General features: G+C 68.4%; 21 protein-coding genes. 4 read left to right on the top strand and 17 right to left on the bottom strand.

The window, feature by feature from the left end:
* Positions 1 to 75: 75 nt before the first annotated feature.
* Positions 76 to 771 (bottom strand): transposase, encoded by a 696-nt coding sequence (locus AC07RV_RS30425; protein WP_261209812.1) that lies wholly within the window; start codon positions 769 to 771, stop codon positions 76 to 78.
* 84 nt (positions 772 to 855) lie between these two features.
* On the opposite strand from AC07RV_RS30425, the gene AC07RV_RS30420 reads away from it, so the two are divergent.
* A complete protein-coding gene (locus AC07RV_RS30420; protein WP_296783053.1) occupies positions 856 to 1,563 on the top strand; it encodes a DUF1266 domain-containing protein in 708 nt (235 codons plus the stop codon).
* An 18-nt stretch (positions 1,564 to 1,581) separates the two neighbouring features.
* On the opposite strand, the gene AC07RV_RS30415 is transcribed toward AC07RV_RS30420, so the two are convergent.
* From AC07RV_RS30415 to AC07RV_RS30365, 11 genes are all read right to left on the bottom strand, one after another.
* On the bottom strand, positions 1,582 to 2,424 hold the full coding sequence (locus AC07RV_RS30415; protein ID WP_296783229.1) for a class I SAM-dependent methyltransferase: 843 nt from the start codon (positions 2,422 to 2,424) through the stop codon (positions 1,582 to 1,584).
* A 62-nt stretch (positions 2,425 to 2,486) separates the two neighbouring features.
* Positions 2,487 to 3,062: a DUF1415 domain-containing protein gene (locus tag AC07RV_RS30410; protein ID WP_296783056.1), complete on the bottom strand. Its 576-nt coding sequence runs from the start codon at positions 3,060 to 3,062 to the stop codon at positions 2,487 to 2,489.
* Entirely contained in the window at positions 3,059 to 4,324 is a 1,266-nt protein-coding gene (locus tag AC07RV_RS30405; protein WP_296783060.1) for an MFS transporter, read from the bottom strand. Before AC07RV_RS30405 ends, AC07RV_RS30410 begins: the two co-directional genes overlap by 4 nt.
* Positions 4,321 to 5,472, bottom strand: a complete 1,152-nt coding sequence (locus AC07RV_RS30400) for a deoxyguanosinetriphosphate triphosphohydrolase (RefSeq protein WP_296783063.1) — start codon at positions 5,470 to 5,472, stop codon at positions 4,321 to 4,323. The genes AC07RV_RS30405 and AC07RV_RS30400 overlap by 4 nt, the downstream gene beginning before the upstream one ends.
* Before the next feature lie 37 nt (positions 5,473 to 5,509).
* Positions 5,510 to 6,631: a 3-dehydroquinate synthase gene (aroB, locus tag AC07RV_RS30395; RefSeq protein ID WP_296783065.1), complete on the bottom strand. Its 1,122-nt coding sequence runs from the start codon at positions 6,629 to 6,631 to the stop codon at positions 5,510 to 5,512.
* Between the two features lie 94 nt (positions 6,632 to 6,725).
* The gene (locus AC07RV_RS30390; protein ID WP_261209802.1) at positions 6,726 to 7,289 is read right to left on the bottom strand and encodes a shikimate kinase; all 564 of its coding nucleotides are present in this window, start codon (positions 7,287 to 7,289) and stop codon (positions 6,726 to 6,728) included.
* A gap of 23 nt (positions 7,290 to 7,312) precedes the next feature.
* Positions 7,313 to 9,463 carry a type IV pilus secretin PilQ gene (locus AC07RV_RS30385; RefSeq protein WP_296783231.1) on the bottom strand — a complete coding sequence of 717 codons (2,151 nt, stop codon included), beginning with the start codon at positions 9,461 to 9,463 and terminating at the stop codon, positions 7,313 to 7,315.
* Positions 9,460 to 10,002 (bottom strand): pilus assembly protein PilP, encoded by a 543-nt coding sequence (locus AC07RV_RS30380; RefSeq protein WP_296783071.1) that lies wholly within the window; start codon positions 10,000 to 10,002, stop codon positions 9,460 to 9,462. Before AC07RV_RS30380 ends, AC07RV_RS30385 begins: the two co-directional genes overlap by 4 nt.
* Positions 9,999 to 10,679, bottom strand: a complete 681-nt coding sequence (locus AC07RV_RS30375; protein WP_296783074.1) for a type IV pilus inner membrane component PilO — start codon at positions 10,677 to 10,679, stop codon at positions 9,999 to 10,001. Before AC07RV_RS30375 ends, AC07RV_RS30380 begins: the two co-directional genes overlap by 4 nt.
* A gap of 6 nt (positions 10,680 to 10,685) precedes the next feature.
* Complete coding sequence (locus AC07RV_RS30370; RefSeq protein ID WP_261209794.1) at positions 10,686 to 11,312, bottom strand: PilN domain-containing protein; 627 nt, start codon at positions 11,310 to 11,312, stop codon at positions 10,686 to 10,688.
* Positions 11,309 to 12,388, bottom strand: coding sequence for a pilus assembly protein PilM (locus AC07RV_RS30365; RefSeq protein WP_057596021.1), 1,080 nt, complete (start codon positions 12,386 to 12,388; stop codon positions 11,309 to 11,311). The genes AC07RV_RS30370 and AC07RV_RS30365 overlap by 4 nt, the downstream gene beginning before the upstream one ends.
* A gap of 238 nt (positions 12,389 to 12,626) precedes the next feature.
* Here AC07RV_RS30365 and AC07RV_RS30360 point away from each other — a divergent pair, with 238 nt between their 5' ends.
* On the top strand, positions 12,627 to 15,050 hold the full coding sequence (locus AC07RV_RS30360; protein ID WP_261209789.1) for a penicillin-binding protein 1A: 2,424 nt from the start codon (positions 12,627 to 12,629) through the stop codon (positions 15,048 to 15,050).
* A gap of 16 nt (positions 15,051 to 15,066) precedes the next feature.
* Here AC07RV_RS30360 and cyaY read toward each other — a convergent pair whose 3' ends face one another.
* Entirely contained in the window at positions 15,067 to 15,399 is a 333-nt protein-coding gene (cyaY, locus tag AC07RV_RS30355; protein ID WP_261209787.1) for an iron donor protein CyaY, read from the bottom strand.
* Positions 15,400 to 15,462: 63 nt separating this feature from the next.
* On the opposite strand from cyaY, the gene lptM reads away from it, so the two are divergent.
* Positions 15,463 to 15,678 carry an LPS translocon maturation chaperone LptM gene (gene lptM, locus AC07RV_RS30350; protein WP_366929015.1) on the top strand — a complete coding sequence of 72 codons (216 nt, stop codon included), beginning with the start codon at positions 15,463 to 15,465 and terminating at the stop codon, positions 15,676 to 15,678.
* A complete protein-coding gene (gene lysA, locus AC07RV_RS30345) occupies positions 15,675 to 16,958 on the top strand; it encodes a diaminopimelate decarboxylase (RefSeq protein ID WP_296741181.1) in 1,284 nt (427 codons plus the stop codon). The genes lptM and lysA overlap by 4 nt, the downstream gene beginning before the upstream one ends.
* A 12-nt stretch (positions 16,959 to 16,970) precedes the next feature.
* Here lysA and msrQ read toward each other — a convergent pair whose 3' ends face one another.
* The 4 genes from msrQ to AC07RV_RS30325 all read right to left on the bottom strand — a co-directional run bounded on the left by msrQ (position 16,971) and on the right by AC07RV_RS30325 (position 22,284).
* Positions 16,971 to 17,621: a protein-methionine-sulfoxide reductase heme-binding subunit MsrQ gene (msrQ, locus tag AC07RV_RS30340; protein WP_296783079.1), complete on the bottom strand. Its 651-nt coding sequence runs from the start codon at positions 17,619 to 17,621 to the stop codon at positions 16,971 to 16,973.
* A 46-nt stretch (positions 17,622 to 17,667) separates the two neighbouring features.
* Positions 17,668 to 18,678: a protein-methionine-sulfoxide reductase catalytic subunit MsrP gene (msrP, locus tag AC07RV_RS30335; RefSeq protein ID WP_261209780.1), complete on the bottom strand. Its 1,011-nt coding sequence runs from the start codon at positions 18,676 to 18,678 to the stop codon at positions 17,668 to 17,670.
* A 118-nt stretch (positions 18,679 to 18,796) separates the two neighbouring features.
* Entirely contained in the window at positions 18,797 to 20,113 is a 1,317-nt protein-coding gene (gene ccsB, locus AC07RV_RS30330; RefSeq protein WP_261209778.1) for a c-type cytochrome biogenesis protein CcsB, read from the bottom strand.
* On the bottom strand, positions 20,110 to 22,284 hold the full coding sequence (locus AC07RV_RS30325) for a cytochrome c biogenesis protein ResB (protein ID WP_296783082.1): 2,175 nt from the start codon (positions 22,282 to 22,284) through the stop codon (positions 20,110 to 20,112). The genes ccsB and AC07RV_RS30325 overlap by 4 nt, the downstream gene beginning before the upstream one ends.
* Between the last annotated feature and the right edge of the window lie 89 nt (positions 22,285 to 22,373).

The raw sequence follows: 22,373 nt of genomic DNA, 5'->3' as shown, positions 1-22,373 counted from the left end.
CAGAATTTAATTGGGGACACATCAAATTAGATAGCGAAAGACAGCCACTGGACGGCGGTTTCCGCCCTCTTTAGCTCAACTCTTGATGTCGGAAGGCGGCCGCCCGGCCTTGGCCGGCAGCACTCGGCGCTCGGTGTTCTTCTGCAACGCTTCCAGGAAATCGGCGTCGCCGGCCGCCCAGCCACGCAGCGTGGCCTCGGTCAGCGCCGACTGGTCGGCCGCCCGGACCCCCGCGCGCACCAGTTCGACATACGCCGCCTCGCGCGCGAACGGGGTGTTGCCGAGCTCCCAGTACAGCGGATGGGGCGTGAGCAGCCGGTCGTGCCGCAACCCCGCGTAGTGCGCATGACTGGACCACGCGAAGTCGCGCGGATCGATCACCAGCCCCGCGCGCACCGGGTTGAGGTCGATGTAGGCCATGCAGGTCAGCAGGTAGCGCTCGGTCTGGATCAGGGTCGACCTGTAGCGCCCTTCCCACAGGGTGCCGCTGCGGCCATGGCGGTCGTTGAAGTAGCGCACGTAGCTGCGCCCGACCGACTGCATGAGCTGCGGCAGCCCCGTGGCGGTGTCGGGCGTGGCCAGCAGGTGGAAGTGGTTGTCCATCAGCACGTAGGCGTGCACCGCGACGCCGAAGCGCGTGGCGCTGTCGGCCAGCAGGGCGAGCAGCTTCTCGTGGTCGGCACGGTCCACGAAGATCGGCTGGCGGTTGTTGCCGCGCTGGATCGCATGGTGCGGCAGGCCGGCAAGGGTGAGGCGGGGAAGGCGGGCCATGGGCCAGGAAGGGGTTGACGCGCGGGACTTGTATCCTAAGCCGCCCGCCGAACCATCCCATCCTGGCGGGGGAGGAGCCATTCGATGTTCAAGTTCTTCAAGGAAATGCTCGATACGGTCAAGGAAGGCATGGCGGAGGGACGCGCCGAGCTGGCGCAGGAAACCGCCGAGCGCGAGGCCAAGGCGCAGCAGGACGGCGCGGCGCTCGAGGCCCGGCTCGCTGCCTCGTCGCGCTACGAGAACATGGCCGTGGCGCTGGCCGCGATCTACCGCGAGACCTTCGCCCCCGAGCTCAAGGCCGCCAGGGAAGCGAACCGCGGCGCGGTGCACCTGCTGTGCGTGCCGATCCCCGACGAGGAAGTCGGGCCGTGGAAGAAGCTGCTGGCACGCGACTTCGACGCGGACGGCGAGGCGCAGGCACGCGAAGCCATCGCCGACACCCACGACGCGGCCGAGGCGATGGCCCGGAGCACGGATGGCGAACTGGCCGTGTGGATCGCCCGCTTCGCGCACCTCGCGACCGGCTCGGCGGCGGTCGGCTACCTGGAAGCGCGCGAGGCGCTGGACGCGCTCGAGCCGGCGGTGGCGCTGGCGGTCGAGCGCTTCGATGGCTGGGAGAGCTACGGCCGCAGCTTCCTCGAGGGCGAGCGCGATGCCGCGGGCAGCAACTTCATGGGCCGCAAGGTGCTGGCTTCGGTGACCGAACGGCTGCTGGAAGACGAGCGCAGCCCGTGGAAGACGCTGGCCTGGCCCACGCGCGACGCGCTGCCTGCGCTGCTCGCCTCGCGCTGAGCCGGTGCGGCGTCAGGCTCAGTCGAGACTAAAGCGCGTATCGCCCAACGCATCGAGCCCGAACTGCGCCAGCAGTTCGCGCAGCCGCGCCGCCGCGCTCGCCTTGCGCTGGCCGGTATGGCGCGCGAGGATCAGTTCGTTCTTCATGCTGTGCTCCCAGCCCACGAGCTCGGTCACGGTGACGCTGTAGCCGTTGGCCTCGAGGTACAGGCAGCGCAGCACGTTGGTGAGCTGGCTGCCGATCTCGCGCGTGTGCAGCGGATGGCGCCAGAGCTCGGCCAGCGGCGTGCGCGAGAGCGCGAGCGCCTTGGTCTCGCGCAGGCAGGCCGCCACCTCCGCCTGGCAGCACGGCACCAACACCATGCAGCGCGCCTTCTTCGCGAGGCCGAAGGCGATCGCGTCGTCGGTGGCGGTGTCGCAGGCATGCAGCGCGGTCACCACGTCGATCCGCGGCGGCAGCTCGCCCGCGGTGGCCGATTCGGCCACCGTGAGGTTGAGGAAGGACATGCGGTCGAAGCCCAGCCGCTGCGCGAGTTCGCGCGACTTCTTGACCAGCTCGGCGCGCGTCTCGATGCCGTAGACATGACCGCCCTGCCCCGTGCGGAAGAACAGGTCGTAGACGATGAAGCCCAGGTACGACTTGCCCGCGCCATGGTCGGCCAGCGTGGCGTTGGCGCCGCCCTCGGGCAGCTCGCGCAGCAGCTGCTCGATGAACTGGAACAGGTGGTAGACCTGCTTGAGCTTGCGGCGCGAGTCCTGGTTGAGCCGGCCCTCGCGCGTGAGGATGTGCAGCTCCTTGAGCAGCTCGACCGACTGGCCCGGGCGCAAGGCCTCGGCGAGCTCGGCATCGGCCTTCGCCATCTTGGCGGTCTTGCCGCCCTTGGCGGAATGGTCGTCGCGGATCTTTTTCAAAGCGTGGGCATTCATGTGGGGGTGCTCCCGGGGCCGACATCGAGCGCGGCCCAGCCTTCGGGCCCGAGGGTCTCGAGGGTGTCGATGTTGCGGCCGAAGATCTCCTCGGCATCGGGAAAGGCCTCGACCGCGCGGTCCACGCTCTCTTCGCGCAGCAGGTGCAGCGTGGGATAGGGCGCGCGGTTGGTGGCGTTGCCGATGTCGTCGGGCTCGGTGCCGCCGAACTGGAATTGCGGATGGAAGCTCGCGAGCTGCAGCACGCCGTCGAAGCCGGCCTTGGCAAGCCTGCGCTCGGCGCGTGCCGTGAAGTCGTTGAAATCGAGGAAATCCGAAAGCGCGCTCGGCGCGATCAGCAAGGTGGTGTCGCGCTCGGTGGCATCGAGCGCGACGAGTTGCCGGGCCTCGGCGAGCAATGCGTCGAGCAGGTCGTCATGCTCGGCGGGCAGGTAGGTGGCGTAGTGGATCCGGCCCTTGACGTGCACGGCCTTCGCGAACGGGCACAGGTTGAGGCCGATCACCGCGCGCTCGAGCCAGCGGCGCGTGTCGGCGACGGCCTGCTCGGCCGTGACGAAGGCACCGCTGCTCATGGCGTCGCCGTCTCCAGCGCCAGCCGCGCACGGCCGAGCCGGCGTGCGATCGCGATGCCGGTCAGCGAGCAGGCCAGCGTCGCGACCCAGGTCCAGTGCCATCCGCCAACGCGGTGCGCCACCCAGGCAACAGTCGGCGGCGCCAGGAACTGGCCCAGCGACGAGGCCTGCTGCATCAGTCCGACGGTGGTCGAGACGGTGGCCGGCCCGGGCGCGAAGCGCACGCCGAGCAGGAACAGCGTGGCCGGCACCATGCCGCCCGCGAGCGAGAAGGCGCAGACGGCCACGAAGCGCAGCGAGGCGGGCAGCCCGATGGCATCGGCGCCCGGCCCGCGCAGTTCCGCGAAGGCCGCGATGCCGCCCAGCGCCATGATCAGGAAGCCCCACTGCAGCAGCCGCTCGGGCGCGATGCCGCGCTGCAGCCAGCGCCCGCCCATGATGTTGCCGACGATGTTCATCGCGGCCGCCAGCGCCGTGAGCACCGCGTTCCAGCCGGCCGGCACGCCCGCGCCGGCATAGATCGCGGGCAGGAAGCCGATCACTGCCATCCACTGCGCCGAGTAGACGGCGAAGCTCAGCGCCGTAAGCCAGGGGCCGCGCGCGCCGACCGTGGTGCGCAGGCGCGACCAGCCGCTCTCGGGCACGGCGGCGGCGATCGGCGCGCGTTGCCGGTCGGCCGGCACCGCGACGAACAGCCAGGCCGCCGCCAGCGCCGACACCAGCGACAGCGCCCACCACCAGCCGGGCCAGCCGTTCCAGCCGATCAATACCGGGCCGAGCAACAGGGCCAGCGCCACGCCGAGGGGCATGTAGGCGCCCCAGAGCCCCAGTGCGGCCTTGTCGGCGCCCGCGGGCGTGAGGGCGCGGATCAGGCCCGGGCCTGGCATCACCGCCAGCAGGAAGCCGACGCCCTCGACGGCGCGCAGCACCAGCAGCCAGGGCACGGCCTGCTCGGCCGGCAGATGGCTGCCGACCGCGCCGCCCGCGAGGCTGGCCAGGGTCAGCACCGCCAGTCCGCCCAGCATGCTGCGGCGCAGGCCGATGGTGTCGGCCGCCAGGCCCGCGAGCAGGCCCAGCGTCATGCTCGCGACCTGGACCAGCGAGAGCAGGAAGCCGGCCTCGACCAGGCCGATGCCCAGCGAAGCCTGCAGCGCCGGCACCGCGGGCGGCAGCTTGCCCAGGTGCAGCGCGGCGCTGACGCCCGCGACCACGACCGCGAAGGCGGCCGCGGGGATGCGCGGGCGCGCGCCGGGCGATGTCATGCCGTCGGCCCGTCGGCGCGCGCAATGCCGCGCCGGCCGGTCAGCCGTTCGTGCTCGCGCATCGCGAAGCGGTCGGTCATGCCCGCGATGTAGTCGGCCACGGCACGCGGGCGGTCGGCGCGCTCGGCGAAGGACTCGGGCATCTCGGCGCCGCGCTCGAGGTAGGCATCGAACAGTTCGCGCACCACCTCGCGCGCCTGGTCGGTGGTCTGCACCACCTGCGGGTGGCGGTAGAGATTGCGGAACAGGAAGCGCTGCAGCGTCTCCGACTGCGCGCGCATGCCCTCGCTGAACGCGACCACCGGCGGCGCGCGGCGCACCGCATCGGCGTCGCCGGGTGCGAGCGCCTCGAGCGTGGCGCGGGTGGCGTCGATCACGTCGTAGACCTGGGCGCTGAGCATGCGGCGGATGGTCTCGTAGAGCACGCGGCGGCCGCTGAGCGCCGGGTACTCGGCCAGCGCCTCGCGCCGGTAGCGCTCGAACAGCTCGACCTCGGCCAGTTGCTCGACCGCGATCAGGCCGGAGCGCACGCCGTCGTCGATGTCGTGGGCGTTGTAGGCGATCGCATCGGCCAGGTTGCACAGCTGCGCCTCGAGGCCGGGCTGGGTCCGGTCGATGAAGCGGCGCGCCACGCCGCCGGGCTCGGCCGCCTCGAGCTTCTCGGCATTGGCGCGCGAGCAGTGCTTGAGGATGCCCTCGCGCGTCTCGAAGCCGAGGTTGAGGCCGTCGTACTGCGGATAGCGATGCTCGAGCGCATCGACCACGCGCAGGCTCTGCAGGTTGTGCTCGAAGCCGCCGTGCTCGGCCATGCAGGCATTGAGCGCGTCCTGCCCCGCATGGCCGAAGGGCGTGTGGCCCAGGTCATGGGCCAGCGCGATGGCTTCTACCAGGTCCTCGTTGAGCCGCAGCGCGCGCGCGATGGAACGGCCGAGCTGCGCCACCTCGAGCGAATGCGTGAGCCGCGTGCGGAACAGGTCGCCCTCGTGATTGAGGAACACCTGGGTCTTGTAGACCAGCCGCCGGAACGCCGTCGAATGCACGATGCGGTCGCGGTCGCGCTGGAAGGCATCGCGCGTGGGCGCGGGCGGCTCGGGATGGCGTCGGCCGCGCGAACGCGCGGGATGCGAGGCGTAGGGCGCGAGGCTCATGGATCCGCGGGGGCGATGCCGGCCATCGGAAGGGGGTTCAGGCCGCCGCGCAGGATTGCGCGAGCACCTCGCGCACCAGCGCGTCGGGCGCGCCGCGCATGATCGCGGAACCCGGCTTGTCGATCACGACGAAGCGGATCTCGCCGCCCTCGGATTTCTTGTCGACGCGCATCAGTTCCAGGTAGCGGTCGGCGCCGAGGTCGGGACCGACCGTGGGCAGGCCGGCGCGCTGGATCAGGCGGGTCAGGCGCTCGACGAAGGCCGCATCCACGCCGCCGAGGCGCTGCGACAGCCGCGCCGCCATCACCATGCCGCAGCCCACGGCCTCGCCGTGCAGCCATTCGCCATAGCCCAGGCCCGATTCGATCGCATGGCCGAAGGTGTGGCCGAAATTGAGGATGGCGCGCAGGCCGGTTTCGCGCTCGTCCTGGCCGACCACCAGCGCCTTGATCTCGCAGCTGCGCTTGACCGCATGCGCGAGCGCGGCGGGATCGCGCGCCACCAGGGCCTCGATGTTGGCTTCGATCCAGTCGAGGAAAGCCATGTCATGGATCGGCCCGTACTTGATGACCTCGGCCAGGCCGGCGCTGAGTTCGCGTGGCGGCAGGGTCTGCAGGGTACCGAGGTCGCAGACCACCAGCTGCGGCTGGTAGAACGCGCCGATCATGTTCTTGCCCAGCGGATGGTTGATGGCCGTCTTGCCGCCGACCGAGGAGTCGACCTGCGCCAGCAGCGTGGTCGGCACCTGGACGAAGGGCACGCCGCGCATGTAGCTGGCGGCCGCGAAGCCGGTCATGTCGCCCACCACGCCGCCGCCGAGCGCGAACAGTACGGTCTTGCGGTCGCTGCCGTGGCCCAACAGCGCATCGAAGATCAGGTTCAGGGTCTCGAGGTTCTTGTAGGCCTCGCCATCGGGCAGCTCGAGCAGATGCACCTGCCGGAACCGGCCGGCCAGCGCCTCGCGAAGCGCCTGGGCGTAGAGCGGCGCGACCGTGGTGTTGCTGACGATCAGCGCGCTGGCCGCCTGCGGCACGACGCCGTAGGTCCGGGGATCGTCGAACAGGCCGGCGCCGATGAGGATGGGATAGCGGCGGTCGCCGAGCGGGATGTCGACGCGTTCGAGGGGGGGCGGGGAAACGGAGGCGGCGGGCGATGGCATGGCGGGAGTTTAGGCGGTGCGGCGCCGACGGGCCGGAACGCCGGCGCCAAGCGCCTGGGCGCGCGAGGGTCGATGCGCCTCGGGTCGCGCGGGCTCAGTCCGAAGACACGGTCGGCTCGGGCCCCTCGGGATGCGCGCCGGGCGACACGATGCCCGCCAGCTCGAGCTGCATCACGATGATGTTCACGAGCGTCGCGACCGTGGGACGACCGGTGTCGACCACGTCGTGGGCCGTCTCGCGGTAGAAGGGATCGCGCGCGTCGTGCAGCTCGCGCAGCCGGCCCAGCGGATCGGCCACCTGCAACAGCGGGCGCTTGACGTCGTGGCGCAGCCGCCGGAACAGGTCCTCGGGCGAGGACCGCAGGTAGATCACGTGGAAATGGCCGCGCAGTTGCCGGCGGTTGGCCTCGCGCAGCACCGCGCCTCCTCCGGTGGCCAGCACGCCGTGCGCGCCAGCAGCCAGCTCGGCGATCACCTGCTGCTCGAGGTCACGGAAGGCGGCTTCGCCTTCGCGCTCGAAGTAGTCGCGGATCGAGCAGCCGATGCGCTGCTCGATCTCGTGGTCGGTGTCGACGAAGGGAAGGTCGAGACGCTGCCCCAGCCGCCGGCCCACCGCGGACTTTCCGGCGCCGGGCAATCCGACGAGTGCGACGGCCACGCCGTGGCTGCTACGCCCGCGCGTCAGCGCGCGGCGTTGCGGTCGGTAATCATCTTCGGGGTGATAAAGACGAGCATTTCGGTCTTGTTCGCAATGCGAGTGCGTGTGCGGAACAGCGCCCCCAGATAGGGCACTTCACCCAGCACCGGCACGCGCGACTCGTCATTGGATTCGTTGAGCTCGAAGATACCACCGATGACGACCGTGCCGCCGTTTTCGACCAGCACCTCGGTCTGGACGTGCTTGGTGTTGATGGCCGGACCGGCCGTGGTGTTGATACCCCGGGCATCCTTGCTCACGTCGAGCGTCAGAATGATGTTGCCCTCGGGTGTGATCTGGGGCGTGACTTCGAGCTTGAGCACGGCCTTGCGGAACGAGATCGAGGTGGCGCCGCTCGAGGTCGCCTGCTGGTAGGGGATTTCCTCGCCCTGCTCGATCAGGGCCTTCGTCTGGTCGGCCGTGATGACGCGGGGGCTGGAGACCAGCTTGCCCTTGCCGTCGGCTTCGAGCGCCGAGATCTCGAGGTTCAGCATGCGGGAGAAGCTGGAGTTGAACAGCGAGATGGCGAAGGTGCCCGCCGCGACGCCGTTGCCGGTGGGGTCCGACGCCGGCATGTTGACGAAGTTCGAGTTGGTCCAGGTGGTGGTGGCCGTGCTTCCGCTGCCGTTGGTGCCCTGGGTCACGACCGGCATCACGCCGATGTTTCCGAATGCCCGATTGCCGTTGGCCGACGCCACGCGTTCGCCCGCAATACCGCCCCCCAGGCGCGCGCCCAGCGACTTGCCGAAGGTATCGGTCGCTTCGACGATGCGGGCCTCGATCAGCACCTGGCGCACGGGCACGTCCAGTTTCTGGATCAGTTCCGACACCTGGGCAAGGCGGGAGGGAATGTCCGAAACGAAGAGCTGGTTGGTGCGCGCTTCCGCGATCACGCTGCCGCGCGGGCTCAGGATGCGCGTGGCCGAGCCGGAACCGCCTCCGCCCCCGGCCGAGGTTCCCGTTCCCGTCAACCCCTGGGCGATCGTGATGGCCTTGGTGTAGTTCAACTGGAACGACTGCGTCCGCAGCGGCTCGAGGTTCTCTATCGCGGCCTTGGCCTCGAACTCGAGCTTTTCCTTGGCATTGATCTCGTCCTTGGGCGCGATCCACAGCACGCTGCCGTTCTTGCGCATGCCGAGGTTCTTGGCCTGCATGATGATGTCGAGCGCCTGGTCCCAAGGCACGTCCTTGAGCCGCAGGGTCAGCGCGCCGGTCACCGAGTCGGAGGTCACGATATTGAAATTCGTGAAGTCGGCGATCACCTGCAGCAGCGAGCGGATCTCGATGTTCTGGAAATTCAGCGACAGTTTCTCGCCCGTGTAGCCCACGCCCTGCGTCAGCTTGGTCGGGTCCACCTTGCGTGCGCGGACTTCCACCACGAACTGGTTGTCGCTCTGGTAGGCACTGTGCTCCCAGTCGCCCTTGGCCTCGATCGTCATGCGGACGCGATCGCCGGCCTGCTGGGCCGTGATCGATTGCACCGGCGTATTGAAGTCGGCGACGTCGAGGCGACGGCGCAGCCCCTCGGGCAAGGTGGATTTGGTGAACTCCGCCACCAGGGTCTTGCCCTGCTGCCGCAGATCGACGCCCACCTGGTTGTTGGCCAGGTCGATGATCACGCGGCCCGTGTTGTCGGGGCCCAGGCGGAAATCGACGTCGCGCAACGGCAGCATGTCGCGGTTGCGGTTCTCGGCGAAGGCCGCGGAGGCGGATGCCGCGAGCGCGACGCCGGCCACGGGCTCGAGCGTCACCAGCAGCGACTTGCCCTGGATCTCGGTCTTGTACGCGGTGGCCTGCTTGAGGTTGAGCACCACGCGGCTGCGCTCACCGGCCTGCACCACGTTGACCGAACGCAGGTTGCCCTGATTCATCTCGATCGCGGAGCGCCCGATGGCATTCGTGACACCGGGAAAATCGAGCGCGATGCGCGCGGGCGTCTGGACTGCGAACCCATTGGGCACCGCGGTGAGCGGTTGCGCCAGATCGATGCGGACCACCTCCGCACCCGACTGCGTCGAACTGGTCACCGCCTCGATGGCGTTCTGCGCCTGGGCCACGGCGAACGCGCCACATGCCAACAGTCCCAGGGCGACGCTTCGCAGCCGCCGCGCCATCTTCGATTTTTCTAGGTTCATTTCGCACTCTCTTGCAACTGCAGCGATGCTGCGCGTTCGATCCATTCGCCAGCCGCGTCCTGCACGATCTCACGCAGGGCGACTTCGCTTTCGTTGATTCGGGTGATGCGACCGTAATTGAGGCCGAGGTACTCGCCGACGCGCACCTTGTAGAGCAGCTTGTCGACCTTCAGCAGGGCCACGGGCTGCCCGTTGCGGTTCATGGTGCCGACCATCGCCATCGAATCGAGCGGGAAGGCCTCGAGGGCCTCCTTGCGGCGCGCCAGCTCGGGAGCGATCAGGTCGGAACTGCCTTGCTGGTTCGACTCTCGACGCAGCGCCTGCGTGAGCTTGAGCTTGTTGAAGGGCTCGAACGACGAGGCTTCCGTGTAGGCCTGCGGCGTGAACCGCTTCGGCTCCGCGATCGGGGCGATGCTGGGCTTGACCTGGGCACGCTGCTCCACCATCCAGCGCTGGAGATCTTCCTGTTCGGAGTCGCCGCAGCCACTCAGGCCGATCACGGCGGGCAAGAGCCACAGCAGATGGGTGGCCGTCTTCATTTCTTCTTGCCCTTCGGCGCCGCGGCACGCTTCTGGGCCAGGCGCTCTTCTTCATCAAGATAGCGATAGGTGCGCGCGGTCGCATCCATCGTCAGCACGTCCTTGTCCTTCTGCGGCGTCACGCTCAGGTTGTTGAGCGTGACGATGCGCGAGAGGCTCGCGATATCGGCGGCGAACGCACCCATGTCGTGATAGCGGCCGGTGACGCGCACAGCGATCGGCAATTCGGCGTAGTAGTCCTTCACCACGACCTGGCCCGGACGGAACAGCTCGAACTGCAGGCTGCGACCGAGCCCGGCCTGGTTGATGTCCGACAGCAGCGCATCCATCTCGGCCTTGCTCGGCAACTGCTTCTCGAGCAGCGTGACGTACTGCTGCACCTGCTCGCGCTGCTTCTTCAGCAGGTCGAGGTTGGCCGCCTGGGCCACCTTCTTCTGGTAGTCGGCCTTGAGCGCGACTTCCTTGCCGCGCTCCGATTCGAGCTCGTCGTTCGAATTCGTGAGCCAGACGAACCACAGGGCCACCACCACGACGACGGTCAGCCCCAGGCACAGCGCATAGCGCGGCACGGAAGGCCAGCTCGCGGGGTCGTTGGTGTTCAGGCCACGGAACTGGTCGCCGAAGCGGCGCATCGCGGCGCCGACATCGACCTTGGGAGAGGAGCGGGTGCTTGCCATGATCGCCTAGCCCTTGGACTGCGCCGCGGCGGCCAGCGCCTTGTCGGCCGCCGCCTTCTGCGCGTCGGTCGGCCGCTTGAGGCCGATGCGCATGGTGAAGTTCGCCACCCGACGCTGGTCGCGCTGGTTCGCGCTCAGGCTCACGGTGGCGGAAGTGATCTCGACCAGCTCCGGCTTCACCAGCCAGGGGCTGTTGTTGCCGAGGTTGCGCAGCAGCTCCGACACGCGCTCGTTCGATTGCGCCATGCCCTGCAGCGTGACGGTCTGGTTGTCCTGCTTCATGTTCGACAGGTAGACGCCGTCGGGCAGTTGCCGCACCAACTCGTTGAGCAAATGCACCGGCAGGTTGCGGTCGCCCTGCAGGTCCTCGACAGCCTGCTGGCGCGCGCGCAGCGCCGCGATCTCGTCCTGCAGGGTCGAGATCTCCTTGATCTCGACCTCGAGCTTCTTGATCTCGCCCTGCAGGAAGCGGTTCTTCGACTGCTGGGCCGAGATCTGGGCCTCGAACCAGAGGTAGCCCAGGCAGGCGATCAGGCCGCCGAGTAGCGCGGCGCCGGCCAGGGTGCCGAAGAAGGCCTCGCGCCGGCGCTTGCGCGCGGCCTCGCGGTGAGGGAGCAGATTGATCAGGATCACTGCAGGAACCTCCGCATGGCCAGGCCGCAGGAGGTCAGGTAGGAAGGCGCTTCGCGCCGGACCTTCTTCTCGCGGATGTTCGAACCGAGCTCCATGCCGTCGAAGGGATTCACGAGCGAACAGGCGAAGGAGGTCTGCCGCGTCACCGCATTGCTCAGGCCCGGCAGCGAGGCCGAGCCGCCGGCCAGCATCACGTAGTCGACGCGGTTGTGCGGCGTGCTGGTGAAGAAGAACTGCAGCGCGCGCGCGATTTCCTGGGCAATGCTCTCGACGAAGGGCTTGAGGACGCCCGAGCCATAGTCGTCGGGCAGGTCGCCGCTGCGCTTCTTGGCCTCGGCCTCCTCGGCCGAGAACCCGTACTGGCGCACGATCATCTGGGTCAGCTGGGCGCCGCCGAAGGCCTGGTCGCGGTCGTACAGCACTTCCTGGTTGCGCAGCACCTGCATGCTGGTGGTGAAGGCGCCGACCTCGAACAGGGCGACGATCGCATCCTGGCCCTTGCCCGGCAACTGCTCGATCAGGCGCGCGGTGGCGAGGCGCGAGGCATAGGACTCGACGTCCAGGATCATGGCCTTGAGGCCCGCCGCTTCGGCCAAGCCTTCGCGGTCCTGCACCTTTTCCTTGCGCGAGGCGGCGATCAGCACTTCGACGTCGCCCGCCGAGCTCAGGCTCGGCCCGGTCACGCAGAAATCGAGACTCACTTCGTCGAGCGAGAAAGGAATGTATTGATTTGCTTCCGATTCGACCTGGATCTCGAGCTCCTGCTCGCTCATGCCGCCCGGAAGAATGATCTTCTTGGTGATCACCGCCGAGGGCGGCAGCGCCAGCGCCACATTGCGGGTGCGGGTGCCGCTCTTGCGCACCACGCGGCGCACGGCCTCGGCGACTTCGTCGAACTTCTCGACGTTGCCATCGGTGATCCAGCCGCGCTCGAGCGGCTCGATGGCGCAGCGTTCCAGGATCAGCTTGCCGCTGGCTTCACGGCCGAGCTCGACCAGCTTGACGCTGGACGAACTGACATCCAGCCCGAGCAGGGGGGCGTTCTGACGACGAAACAATGTTCCAAGAGCAGCCAAGTTCTGTCCCTCTTCCCCTGCATTTGTAACCAATGGAAAAAATTGAATTCGGTTGCATGCTAGCAGCACGCCCGACGCCATCCAAGGGGCTCATCGGGACGGCAGGTCCGATCGTTGCCAAAACCTGACGTTAAAGCCTCGCTTTGTAACTTTCGGATTAGGACTTGGGACCCTGGCAAACAAGAGGGCCCGCCGAGGGGGTGGCTTTTTATAATGCGCGGTGACTCTCGGGCCCTCCATGCAAGAAAACACACGGCCAACGCCAAACTCCAAGCGCCCAGCCAACACCCCACCCGCCTCCACCCGGCCCGCCTGGCTCAAATGGCTGCTGCGCTTCGTGTTCTGGGGCCTGGGCATCGCCGCGGCCGGCGTGCTGTCGGTGATCTGCGTGGTCGCGGTGGCGCTGGCGGTCGCCTATCCGAACCTACCCGACATCTCCGAGCTCTCCGACTACCGGCCCAAGCTGCCGCTGCGCGTGTTCTCGGCCGAAGGCATCCAGATCGGCGAATTCGGCGAGGAGCGCCGCAACCTGACGCCGATCTCCGCCATTCCCAAGGTGGTGAAGGACGCCGTGCTGGCGGCCGAGGACGCGCGCTTCTACGACCATGGCGGCGTCGACTACAAGGGCATGATTCGCGCCGGCCTCGCGAACATGAACCGCGTGAAGAGCCAGGGCGCCTCCACCATCACCATGCAGGTGGCGCGCAACGTCTACCTGAGTTCCGAGAAGACGCTCACGCGCAAGATCTACGAGGTGTTGCTGACCTTCAAGCTCGAGCACCTGCTGAGCAAGGACCAGATCTTCGAGATCTACCTGAACCAGATCTACCTCGGCAACCGCGCCTACGGCTTCGCCGCCGCCTCCGAGGCCTACTTCGGCAAGCCGCTGTCCGAGCTCACCATCGCCCAGGCCGCGATGCTGGCCGGCCTGCCCAAGGCCCCCGGCGCGAACAACCCGGTGAACAACCCGCAGCGCGCGCGCGGCCGGCAGTTCTACGTGATCGACCGCATGCAGGAAGCCGGCTTCATCACCGCCGAGCAGGCCGCGGCCGCCAAGAAGGAAGAACTGCACCTGCGCGATGCCGCCGACCCGAACCGGCTGCATGCCGAGTACGTGGCCGAGACGGTGCGCCAGCTGATGTACGCGCAGTACGGCGACAGCACCTACACGCGCGGCCTCAAGGTCTACACCTCGCTCGTGGCGGCCGACCAGGCCGCCGCCTACAAGGCGCTGCGCAAGGGCATCATGGATTACGAGCGCCGCCAGATCTACCGCGGCCCCGAGAAGTTCGTCGAGCTGCCGAACGACGCCAAGGATCTCGACGAAGCGGTGGACGACGCGCTCAGCGACCATCCCGACAACGGCGACGTGATGGCCGCCGTGGTGCTCAAGGCCACGGCCAAGCAGATCGACGCGGTGCGCGGCAACGGCGACGCGGTGCAGATCACGGGCGAAGGCCTCAAGCCCGCGCAGTCGGGCCTTTCCGACAAGGCACCGCCCAACATCAAGATCCGCCGCGGCGCGGTGATCCGCGTGGTGAAGACGCCCAAGAACACCTGGGAGATCACCCAGCTGCCCGAGGTCGAGGGCGCCTTCGTCGCCATGGACCCGCGCGACGGCGCGATCAAGGCGCTGGTCGGCGGCTTCGACTTCGGCAAGAACAAGTTCAACCACGTCACCCAGGCCTGGCGCCAGCCCGGTTCGAGCTTCAAGCCCTTCATCTACTCGGCCGCGCTCGAGAAGGGCTTCACGCCCGCCACCGTGATCAACGACGGCCCGCTGTTCTTCGATGCCGGCACCACCGGCGGCCAGCCCTGGGAGCCCAAGAACTACGGCGGCGGCTACGACGGCCCGATGTCGATGCGCACCGCGCTGATGAAGTCGAAGAACCTGGTCTCGATCCGCATCCTGCAGTCGATCGGCACGCGCTACGCGCAGGACTGGATCACCAACTTCGGCTTCGAGCGCGAGAAGCACCCGGCCTACCTGCCGATGGCGCTCGGCGCGGGCTCGGTCACGCCGATGCAGATGGCGGTGGGCTACTCGGTGTTCGCCAACGGCGGCTACCGCGTCAATCCCTACCTCGTGACGCGCATCACCGACCACAAGGACAAGCTGCTGGTCGACAAGCAGCCGCCGCTGCTCAACGAGGCGCTGCGCGCCATCCCGCAGCGCAACGCCTTCATCATGGACAGCCTGCTGCAGTCGGTGGCGCGCGCCGGCACCGCGGCCAAGGCCCAGGCGATGCTCAAGCGGCCCGACCTCTACGGCAAGACCGGCACCACCAACGACTCGCTCGATGCCTGGTTCGCGGGCTTCCAGCCGACCATGACCGCGATCTCGTGGATCGGCTACGACACGCCGCGCAACCTCGGCGACCGCGAGACCGGCGGCGGCCTGAGCCTGCCGATCTGGATCAACTTCATGGAAACGGCCATCAAGGGCACGCCGGTCACCGACCTCTCGACGGCGCCGCCTTCCGGCGTGGTGAACGTGGGCGGCGAGTGGTACTACGACGACTATGCGCCGGGCCGCGGCGTGGCCAGCCTGGGTGTCGATACGGCACCGGCGGCGCCGGCCGAATCGCTGAGCGGCGCGCCGGTGAGTCCGCCGGCACCGCCCGAGGAGCGCAGCCGCATCCTCGACCTGTTCCGCAACTGAGTCCGAGCCGCGGGCCTCAGCCCGCGGCGAAGCTCAGCGACTGTCCCGCCTGCAGCGTCGCCTCGCGCGAGAGGTTGCCGAAGAACTCCTCGCCGCTCTTGGTGTCGATCCAGGCCCGGCCGTCGAAGCGGTAGTGGTAGCCGCCCGAGCGCGCCGCGAGCCAGATCTCCTGCAGCGGCTTCTGCAGGTTCACGATCAGCTGGCTGCCGTTGGGAAACGAAATCGTGATCATGCCGCCCACGCGCTGGTTGTCGATGTCGGCGTCCGTGGCGTCGTTGATGCGATCGCAGCCCTGCTCGATCGCTGCCAGCGCGGCTTCGGCGCGGTCCATGTATTCGGAGTCCGTCATTACAATTTCGTTATGTTGAATGTCCACCAAATTCTAGTGAGCGCCCGCGGCCGCACTGCGCTCATGGTCTGCCTCGCCGCCGCCACCCTCGGCCTGGCCGCCTGCGGACAGCGCGGTGCCCTCTATCTGCCGACCGATCCGGCCGCCTCGCAACGCGCCACGCTGCCCGACCTGCTGACGCCCAGCATGCCCGGCGGCACCAGCAATGCCACGCCGTCTTCCGGCGCCGGCCAGGCCGCGCCGAAGCCCGCCACCGCCAGCAGCGGAGCCGCCCGATGAGCACCCTTCCCCTGCCCGGCCATCCCCACATCGCGCAGCGCGACGGCGCGCTCCAGGTCGAAGGCGTGTCGCTCGACGCGCTCGCGCGCGAGCATGGCACGCCCTTGTTCGTCTACTCGAAGCAGTGGATGCTCGACGCCCTGGCCGCCTACCAGCGCGGCTTCGAGGGCCGCGACGCGCTGGTCTGCTACGCGATGAAGGCCAACTCCTCGCTCGGCGTGCTGCGCGTGTTCGCCGAGGCCGGCTGCGGCTTCGACATCGTCTCGGGCGGCGAACTCGCGCGCGTGCTCGCGGTCGGCGCCGATCCGGAGAAGATCATCTTCTCGGGCGTCGGCAAGACCCGCGCCGAGATGCGCCAGGCGCTCGCGGCCGGCATCGCCTGCTTCAACGTCGAGAGCGAAGCCGAGCTCGACGTGCTCAACGAGGTCGCGCTGGCCGAGAAGGCGCGCGCGCCGATCAGCATCCGCATCAATCCCAACGTCGACCCCAAGACCCATCCCTACATCTCCACCGGCCTCAAGGGCAACAAGTTCGGCATCGCGCACGACCGCGCGGTGCAGGCCTATCGCCATGCGGCCAGCCTGCCGGGTCTCGAGGTGGTCGGCATCGACTGCCACATCGGCTCGCAGATCACCGACGCCTCGCCCTACTTCGACGCCGTCGAGCGCGTGCTCGACCTGGTCGAGGCGATCGAGGCCGCGGGCATTCCCATCCATCACCTGGACTTCGGCGGCGGCCTGGGCATCGACTACAACGGCGACACGCCGCCGCAGGCCGATGCGCTGTGGCAGCAGCTGCTCGCACGGCTCGACGCGCGCGGCTTCGGCCAGCGCAAGCTGGTGATCGAGCCGGGCCGCTCGCTGGTCGGCAATGCGGGCGTGTGCCTGACCGAGGTGCTCTACACCAAGCCCGGCGAGGACAAGAACTTCTGCATCGTCGACGCGGCCATGAACGACCTGCCGCGTCCCGCGATGTACCAGGCCTTCCACCGCATCGTGCCGCTGCGCGAGCGCGCCGGCGCGGGCGCCACCTACGACGTGGTGGGCCCGGTCTGCGAAAGCGGCGACTGGATCGGCCGCGACCGCGAGCTCAACGTGGTGGCCGGCGACCTGCTGGGCGTGCTCTCGGCCGGCGCCTATTGCATGAGCATGGCGAGCAACTACAACACCCGCGCGCGCGCGGCCGAGGTGCTCGTGAGCGGCGCGGCGGCCACGCTGATCCGCCGGCGCGAGACGATGGAAGACCAGCTGCAGGCCGAGCTGCAGGCTGCCAGGGGCTGAGCCGGGCCGCGGCTAGTTCGACGGCCGCGCCCGCGTGCCGGCTTGCGCCGCAGGCACGCCGGCCTTGCGGCCGCGCAGCCAGCGCCAGGCGCGCCAGGCCAGCAGCACGCCGATGATCGCCGCGTAGACGAACACCTCGGCGAAGTTGTTCTTGCCCGCGCGCATCCAGAAGAAGTGCAGCAGGCCCAGCCCCGCGATCAGGTAGACCAGCTTGTGCAGCAGCTGCCAGCGCTTCGCGCCCATGGCCTTGATCGCGCGGTTGAACGAGGTCAGCGCCAGCGGCGTCAGCAGCACGAAGGCCGAGAAGCCCACGAGGATGAACGGCCGCTTGGCGATGTCCTTCGCGATCTCGCCCCAGTCGAACCCCATGTCGAACCACGCGTAGCACAGCAGGTGCAGCACGACGTAGAAGTAGGCGTAGAGACCCAGCATGCGGCGCAAGCGCGCGAGGCCGTTCCACTTGGTCGTCACGCGCAGCGGCGTGACCGCCAGCACGATGCACAGGAAGCGCAGGGTCCAGTCGCCGGTCGCGCGGATCAGGTACTCCTGGGGATTGGGGCCCAGCTGGTCGACCACCACGCCGTAGGCCAGCCACGCGAACGGCAGCAGGCACAGCACGAAGACGAGGGGCTTGGCGGCGGGATGCAGCAGCAGCTTGTTCATGGCGTCCGGGTCGCGCCCCCGCGGGTTGCGGGGGTGCGCGCCCGCCTCAGTAGTTCTTCTTCAGGTCCATGCCCGCATAGAGCTGGCCGACCTGCGCTTCGTAGCCGTTGAACAGCAGCGTCTTGTTGCGCTTGGCGAACAGGCCGCCGCCGTCGCCGATGCGGCGCTCGGTCGCCTGGCTCCAGCGCGGATGGTCGACGTTCGGGTTCACGTTCGAATAGAAGCCGTACTCCTGCGCCGCCGCCTTGTTCCAGGCCGTGCTCGGCTCCTTCTCGACGAAGCGGATCTTCACGATCGACTTGGCCGACTTGAAGCCGTACTTCCACGGCACCACGAGCCGCACCGGCGCGCCGTTCTGGTTCGGCAGCACCTCGCCGTACATGCCGAAGGCCAGCAGCGTGAGCGGGTGCATCGCCTCGTCCATGCGCAGGCCCTCGGTGTAGGGCCAGTCGAGCACGCGCGAGCCGACGAAGGGCATGGTCTTGGGATCGGCCAGGGTCACGAACTCGATGAACCTGGCGTTGCCCTGCGGCTCGACCTTCTTGATGAGTTCGGCCAGCGAATAGCCGACCCACGGGATCACCATCGACCAGCCCTCGACGCAGCGCAGCCGGTAGATGCGTTCTTCCTGCGCGCTGAGCTTGAGCAGGTCCTCGATCGTGTACTTGCCGGGCTTCTTCACCAGCCCCTCGACCTCGACGCTCCAGGGCCGGGTCTTGAGCGTGCCGGCGTTCTTGACCGGATCGCCCTTGTCGGTGCCGAACTCGTAGAAGTTGTTGTAGCTCGTCGCGTCCTTGTAGTCGGTGAGCTTCTCCATCGTCTGCGCACCGGGCACCGCGGATTTCGCGCCCGGCAGCGCCTCAAGCTTGTTCGGCCGCGCCGTCTGCGCCAGCGCCTCGCGGCCCGCGAAGGAGGCCAGCGCGGCACCGGCCGCGCCGCCCGCCATCAGCTTGAGCAGGTCGCGCCGCCCTTCGTAGAGGGCGCGCGGCGTGATCTCGCTGGAGCGCGGATGGATGAAGCCGCTGTTGCGGCGCGACGGACGGGAATGGAACGACATGACGGGCCTTTCGCTGGAATCGTTGTGTTCGGAAGGTAGTTCGTGGCCACCCCCGATTCGGTTACGCGCACGCGGGGCGCGCGGTTTCAATTCTTCGCGAAAGCCCGTTCGCGCGTGTCTACAGCGTGCCGTAACTGTGCAGGCCGCTCAGGAACATGTTGACGCCGAGGAAGGCGAAGGTCGTGACCGCCAGCCCCGCGAGCGCCCACCAGGCCGCCACGGTGCCGCGCAGGCCCTTGACCAGGCGCATGTGCAGCCAGGCCGCGTAGTTGAGCCAGACGATCAGCGCCCAGGTCTCCTTCGGGTCCCAGCTCCAGTAGCCGCCCCAGGCATCGGCGGCCCACAGCGCGCCCAGCACGGTGGCGATGGTGAAGAAGGCGAAGCCGACCGCGATCGACTTGTACATGACGTCGTCGAGCACCTCGTTGGCCGGCAGGCGCGCCGCGATGCGCTTGCGCCCCAGCAGGATGCCGGCTGCGATCAGCGCCGAGATCGCCGCATAGGCCACCCAGTAGCTGCCGCCGGCTTCCTGCACGCGCTGGCGGAACGCCACCGGCACGAAGCACAGCGCCATGCCCAGCAGCCAGATCGGCGTGAGCTTGTACCAGCGGGTCTCGCCCGCCTGCTCCTTCACCAGGTAGGCGAAGGCCACCATGGCCGCGAGCGAGAAGGTGCCGTAGCCGATGAAGTTGGCGGGCACGTGCAGCTTCATCCACCAGCTCTGCAACGCGGGCACCAGCGGCTGGATCTCGTGCGCCTGGCGCACCAGCGTGTACCAGAGCAGGAAACCGACCGCCGCGCTCACCACCAGCATCACGAAGGCGCCGAGGGCGCGCGTGCGGTAGTGCTCTTCGTAGTAGAGGTAGAACGCGGCCGTGAGCCAGCAGAACAGCACGAACACCTCGTAGAGGTTGCTGACCGGGATGTGGCCGATGTCGGGGCCGAGCTGGTGGCTTTCGTACCAGCGCACCATGGTGCCGATCAGCGCCATGGTGATGGCGGCCCAGGCCAGCCGCGAGCCGATCGCCTCGAGCGCGTCGCCCTGCTTGCCGCCGAAGAAGCCCAGCCAGTAGAACAGCGTGCTCATGAAGAACAGCACGCTCATCCAGAGGATGGCCGACTGGCTCGAGAGGAAGTACTTGAGCCAGAACACGGTGTCGGCCCGCGCCAGGTCGCCCTGGTAGGACGCGATGGCCAGCAGCGAGGCTGCCGCGACCACGATCGCCAGCACCCGCAGCGGGCGCCAGAACCAGCCCATGGCGATCACGCACAGCAGCGCGCCCACCAGGATCGGCTTCTCGTAGGAGTCCATCGAGCCCGCGTGGCGCGCGAAGGCGAACAGGCCGCCCGCGAGCACCAGCGCCGCGAACACCCAGTCGAACAGGTTGCGCCGCGAGAGCCAGCTTTCGTTGAGCGTGAGGGTGGTGGTGTTCATGGTGAGGCTGGCTCTTCTTTCTTCAGGGCGAGCAGCTTGTGCTTGAGGTGCTCGAACTCCCGATCGCTGTCGATGGTCTTGCGATTGACCGAGAACGCCATCGTCGCGGCGGTCTCGGTGGTGTTGTCTCCGGCGGCGCCGGCGGGTGTCAGCCACACCCAGAGCCGACGCTCGCGCACGTACAGCATGGCAAAAATCCCGACGATCAGCAACAGACAGCCCAGATAGACGACGTTCTTGCCAGGGGCGCGCGCCACCTGGAACACGCTGGCCTGCACCTGGGTGAAGTCGGTCATCATCATCGCGACCGGGGCCGGGTAGAAGTGGGCGTCGCTCAGCGCGATCACCGCCTGCGTGAGGAAGGCCTGCGACTTCTCGTCGCCCGGCAGCGCCGCGAGGCCCGCGCCTTCGCGGCTGAGGTTCAGCACCTCGTACAGCACGTCGTTGAGGATGCGCACCAGCACCGCGCCCGCGCGCTCGCGCTCGGCCTCGGGCACGTTGCTCTCCATGAACTCGGCGATCGCCTGCCAGCCGCCCGCGGAAGCGGCATCGGCGCGCGCGGGCTCGCTGCCCGCGAACAGCGCCAGCGCGCGCGTGGCCGACACCCGCAGCTGGTCGGCCATCTCGGGGCGCTTCGGATCGCTGGCCTTGGCGATGTAGCGCTCGATGGCGCGCGCGCGCGTGGCCGGGTCCTCGAGCGCGGCGCGCATGCGCACGAAGCTGTCCATCGAGCCCTGCTCGTCGGCCGGCACGCGCAGGTAGCGGAACGGCTCCTCGGGCTTCTCGCGCATGCCCAGCAGGAACACCGGCTGGCCGTCGCCGGTGTCGACCGGCACCATGTAGTTCTGGTACTCGCGCGCCTGGCCGGCCGCGTCGCGCAGCTTGTAGCCGATGCTCGGGCCGATGTTGCGCAGCACCTTGGGCTTGTTGGTCTTGTTGGCCGCGCCCAGGCGCGACTCGATGTCGTGGCGCAGGTCGACCTTGCGCACGTCGGCGCCGCTGCCCATGGCGCCGCCGTCGGCGAAGTTCTCGACGTTGATCACGCGCAGCGCGGCGAACTCCAGCGTCAGCTTCTCCTTGCCGTTGGTGATCTCGCTGCTCGGTCCGCCGATCACGCCCTCGACCTCGAAGGGCTTGGCCGCGGCCGCCATCGGCACCGCCTTGAGCTTCACCGTCGAGCCGCCGTCGTCGAAGCTCGACTGGTAGATCTCCACGCCCTTGTAGCTGGCCGGGTGGTTGACCTCGATGCGCGCGGGCACCTGCTCGCCGGTCTCGCGGTCGTGCAGCACCACCTCGCTCGCGAACAGCTTGGGCATGCCGGTCGAGTAGTAGTCGACGATGAATTTCTTGAGCTCGATCGAGAACGGCAGCTCCTGCAGCAGCACGCCGTCGGCCTGGTTGAGGATCGCCACGCTGCCCTGCCCGCCCTCGGGCACCAGGATGTTGCCGCGGAAGGTCGGGTTGCTGGCCGATAGCCGGTGCTGCGGCGGCACGTCGGCGATCATGCCGCCGCCGGTGAACACGCTCTTGCCGTTGAACCAGGTCTGCGCGCGCACCACCAGGTCGCCGTCGAGCAGGCCGCCGATGCACACCAGCACGATCGCGCTGTGCGCCGCGATGTAGCCGAGCTTGTGGGCGCCGCCGGCACGCGCGGCGACCATCCAGCCGGCCGGCGTCTTGCCGTCGCCCGTGGCTTCGCGCTGCTGCAGCTTGACCTTCCAGCCGCCGCTCACGAGCAGCTGGCCGATGCGGTTGGCCGCCATGTCGGGCGTTTCGCCGAGCTGCGTCTGCGCGCGCTGGCCGAAGGCCTTGAGGCTCTGGGTGCGGATGTCTTCCTTGAAGGTGCGCAGCTCGACCACGATGCGCGGCGTGTTGCGCACGATGCACAGCGTGGTGCTGATCACCAGGAACAGCAGGATCAGCAGGAACCACCAGGCGCTGTAGATCGAGTCGAGCCGCGCGGCGCGGAACACCTCGGCCCAGAACGGCCCGAACTGGTTGATGTAGTTGTTGATCGGCTCGTGCTGCTTGAGCACGGTGCCGATGATCGAGGCGATGCAGATGATCGTGAGCAGCGCGATCGCGAAGCGCATCGACGACAGCAGTTCCACCGCCGCGCGAAGCGCTTGCGGGCCGCGATGGACGCGAAGGCCGTGAGTGGAAACTGACATCGGTTGCTAGAGAAGAGAGAAGAAAAGGCGTCCGGAAGAAGCGAAACGCAAAAGGGCGGGCCATCCTGCTGGATCGGCCCGCCCTGTTT

The sequence above is a fragment of the Variovorax sp. GW821-FHT09B01 genome (genome assembly GCF_059418345.1).
This window is presented reverse-complemented; position numbering and strand designations above follow the sequence as displayed.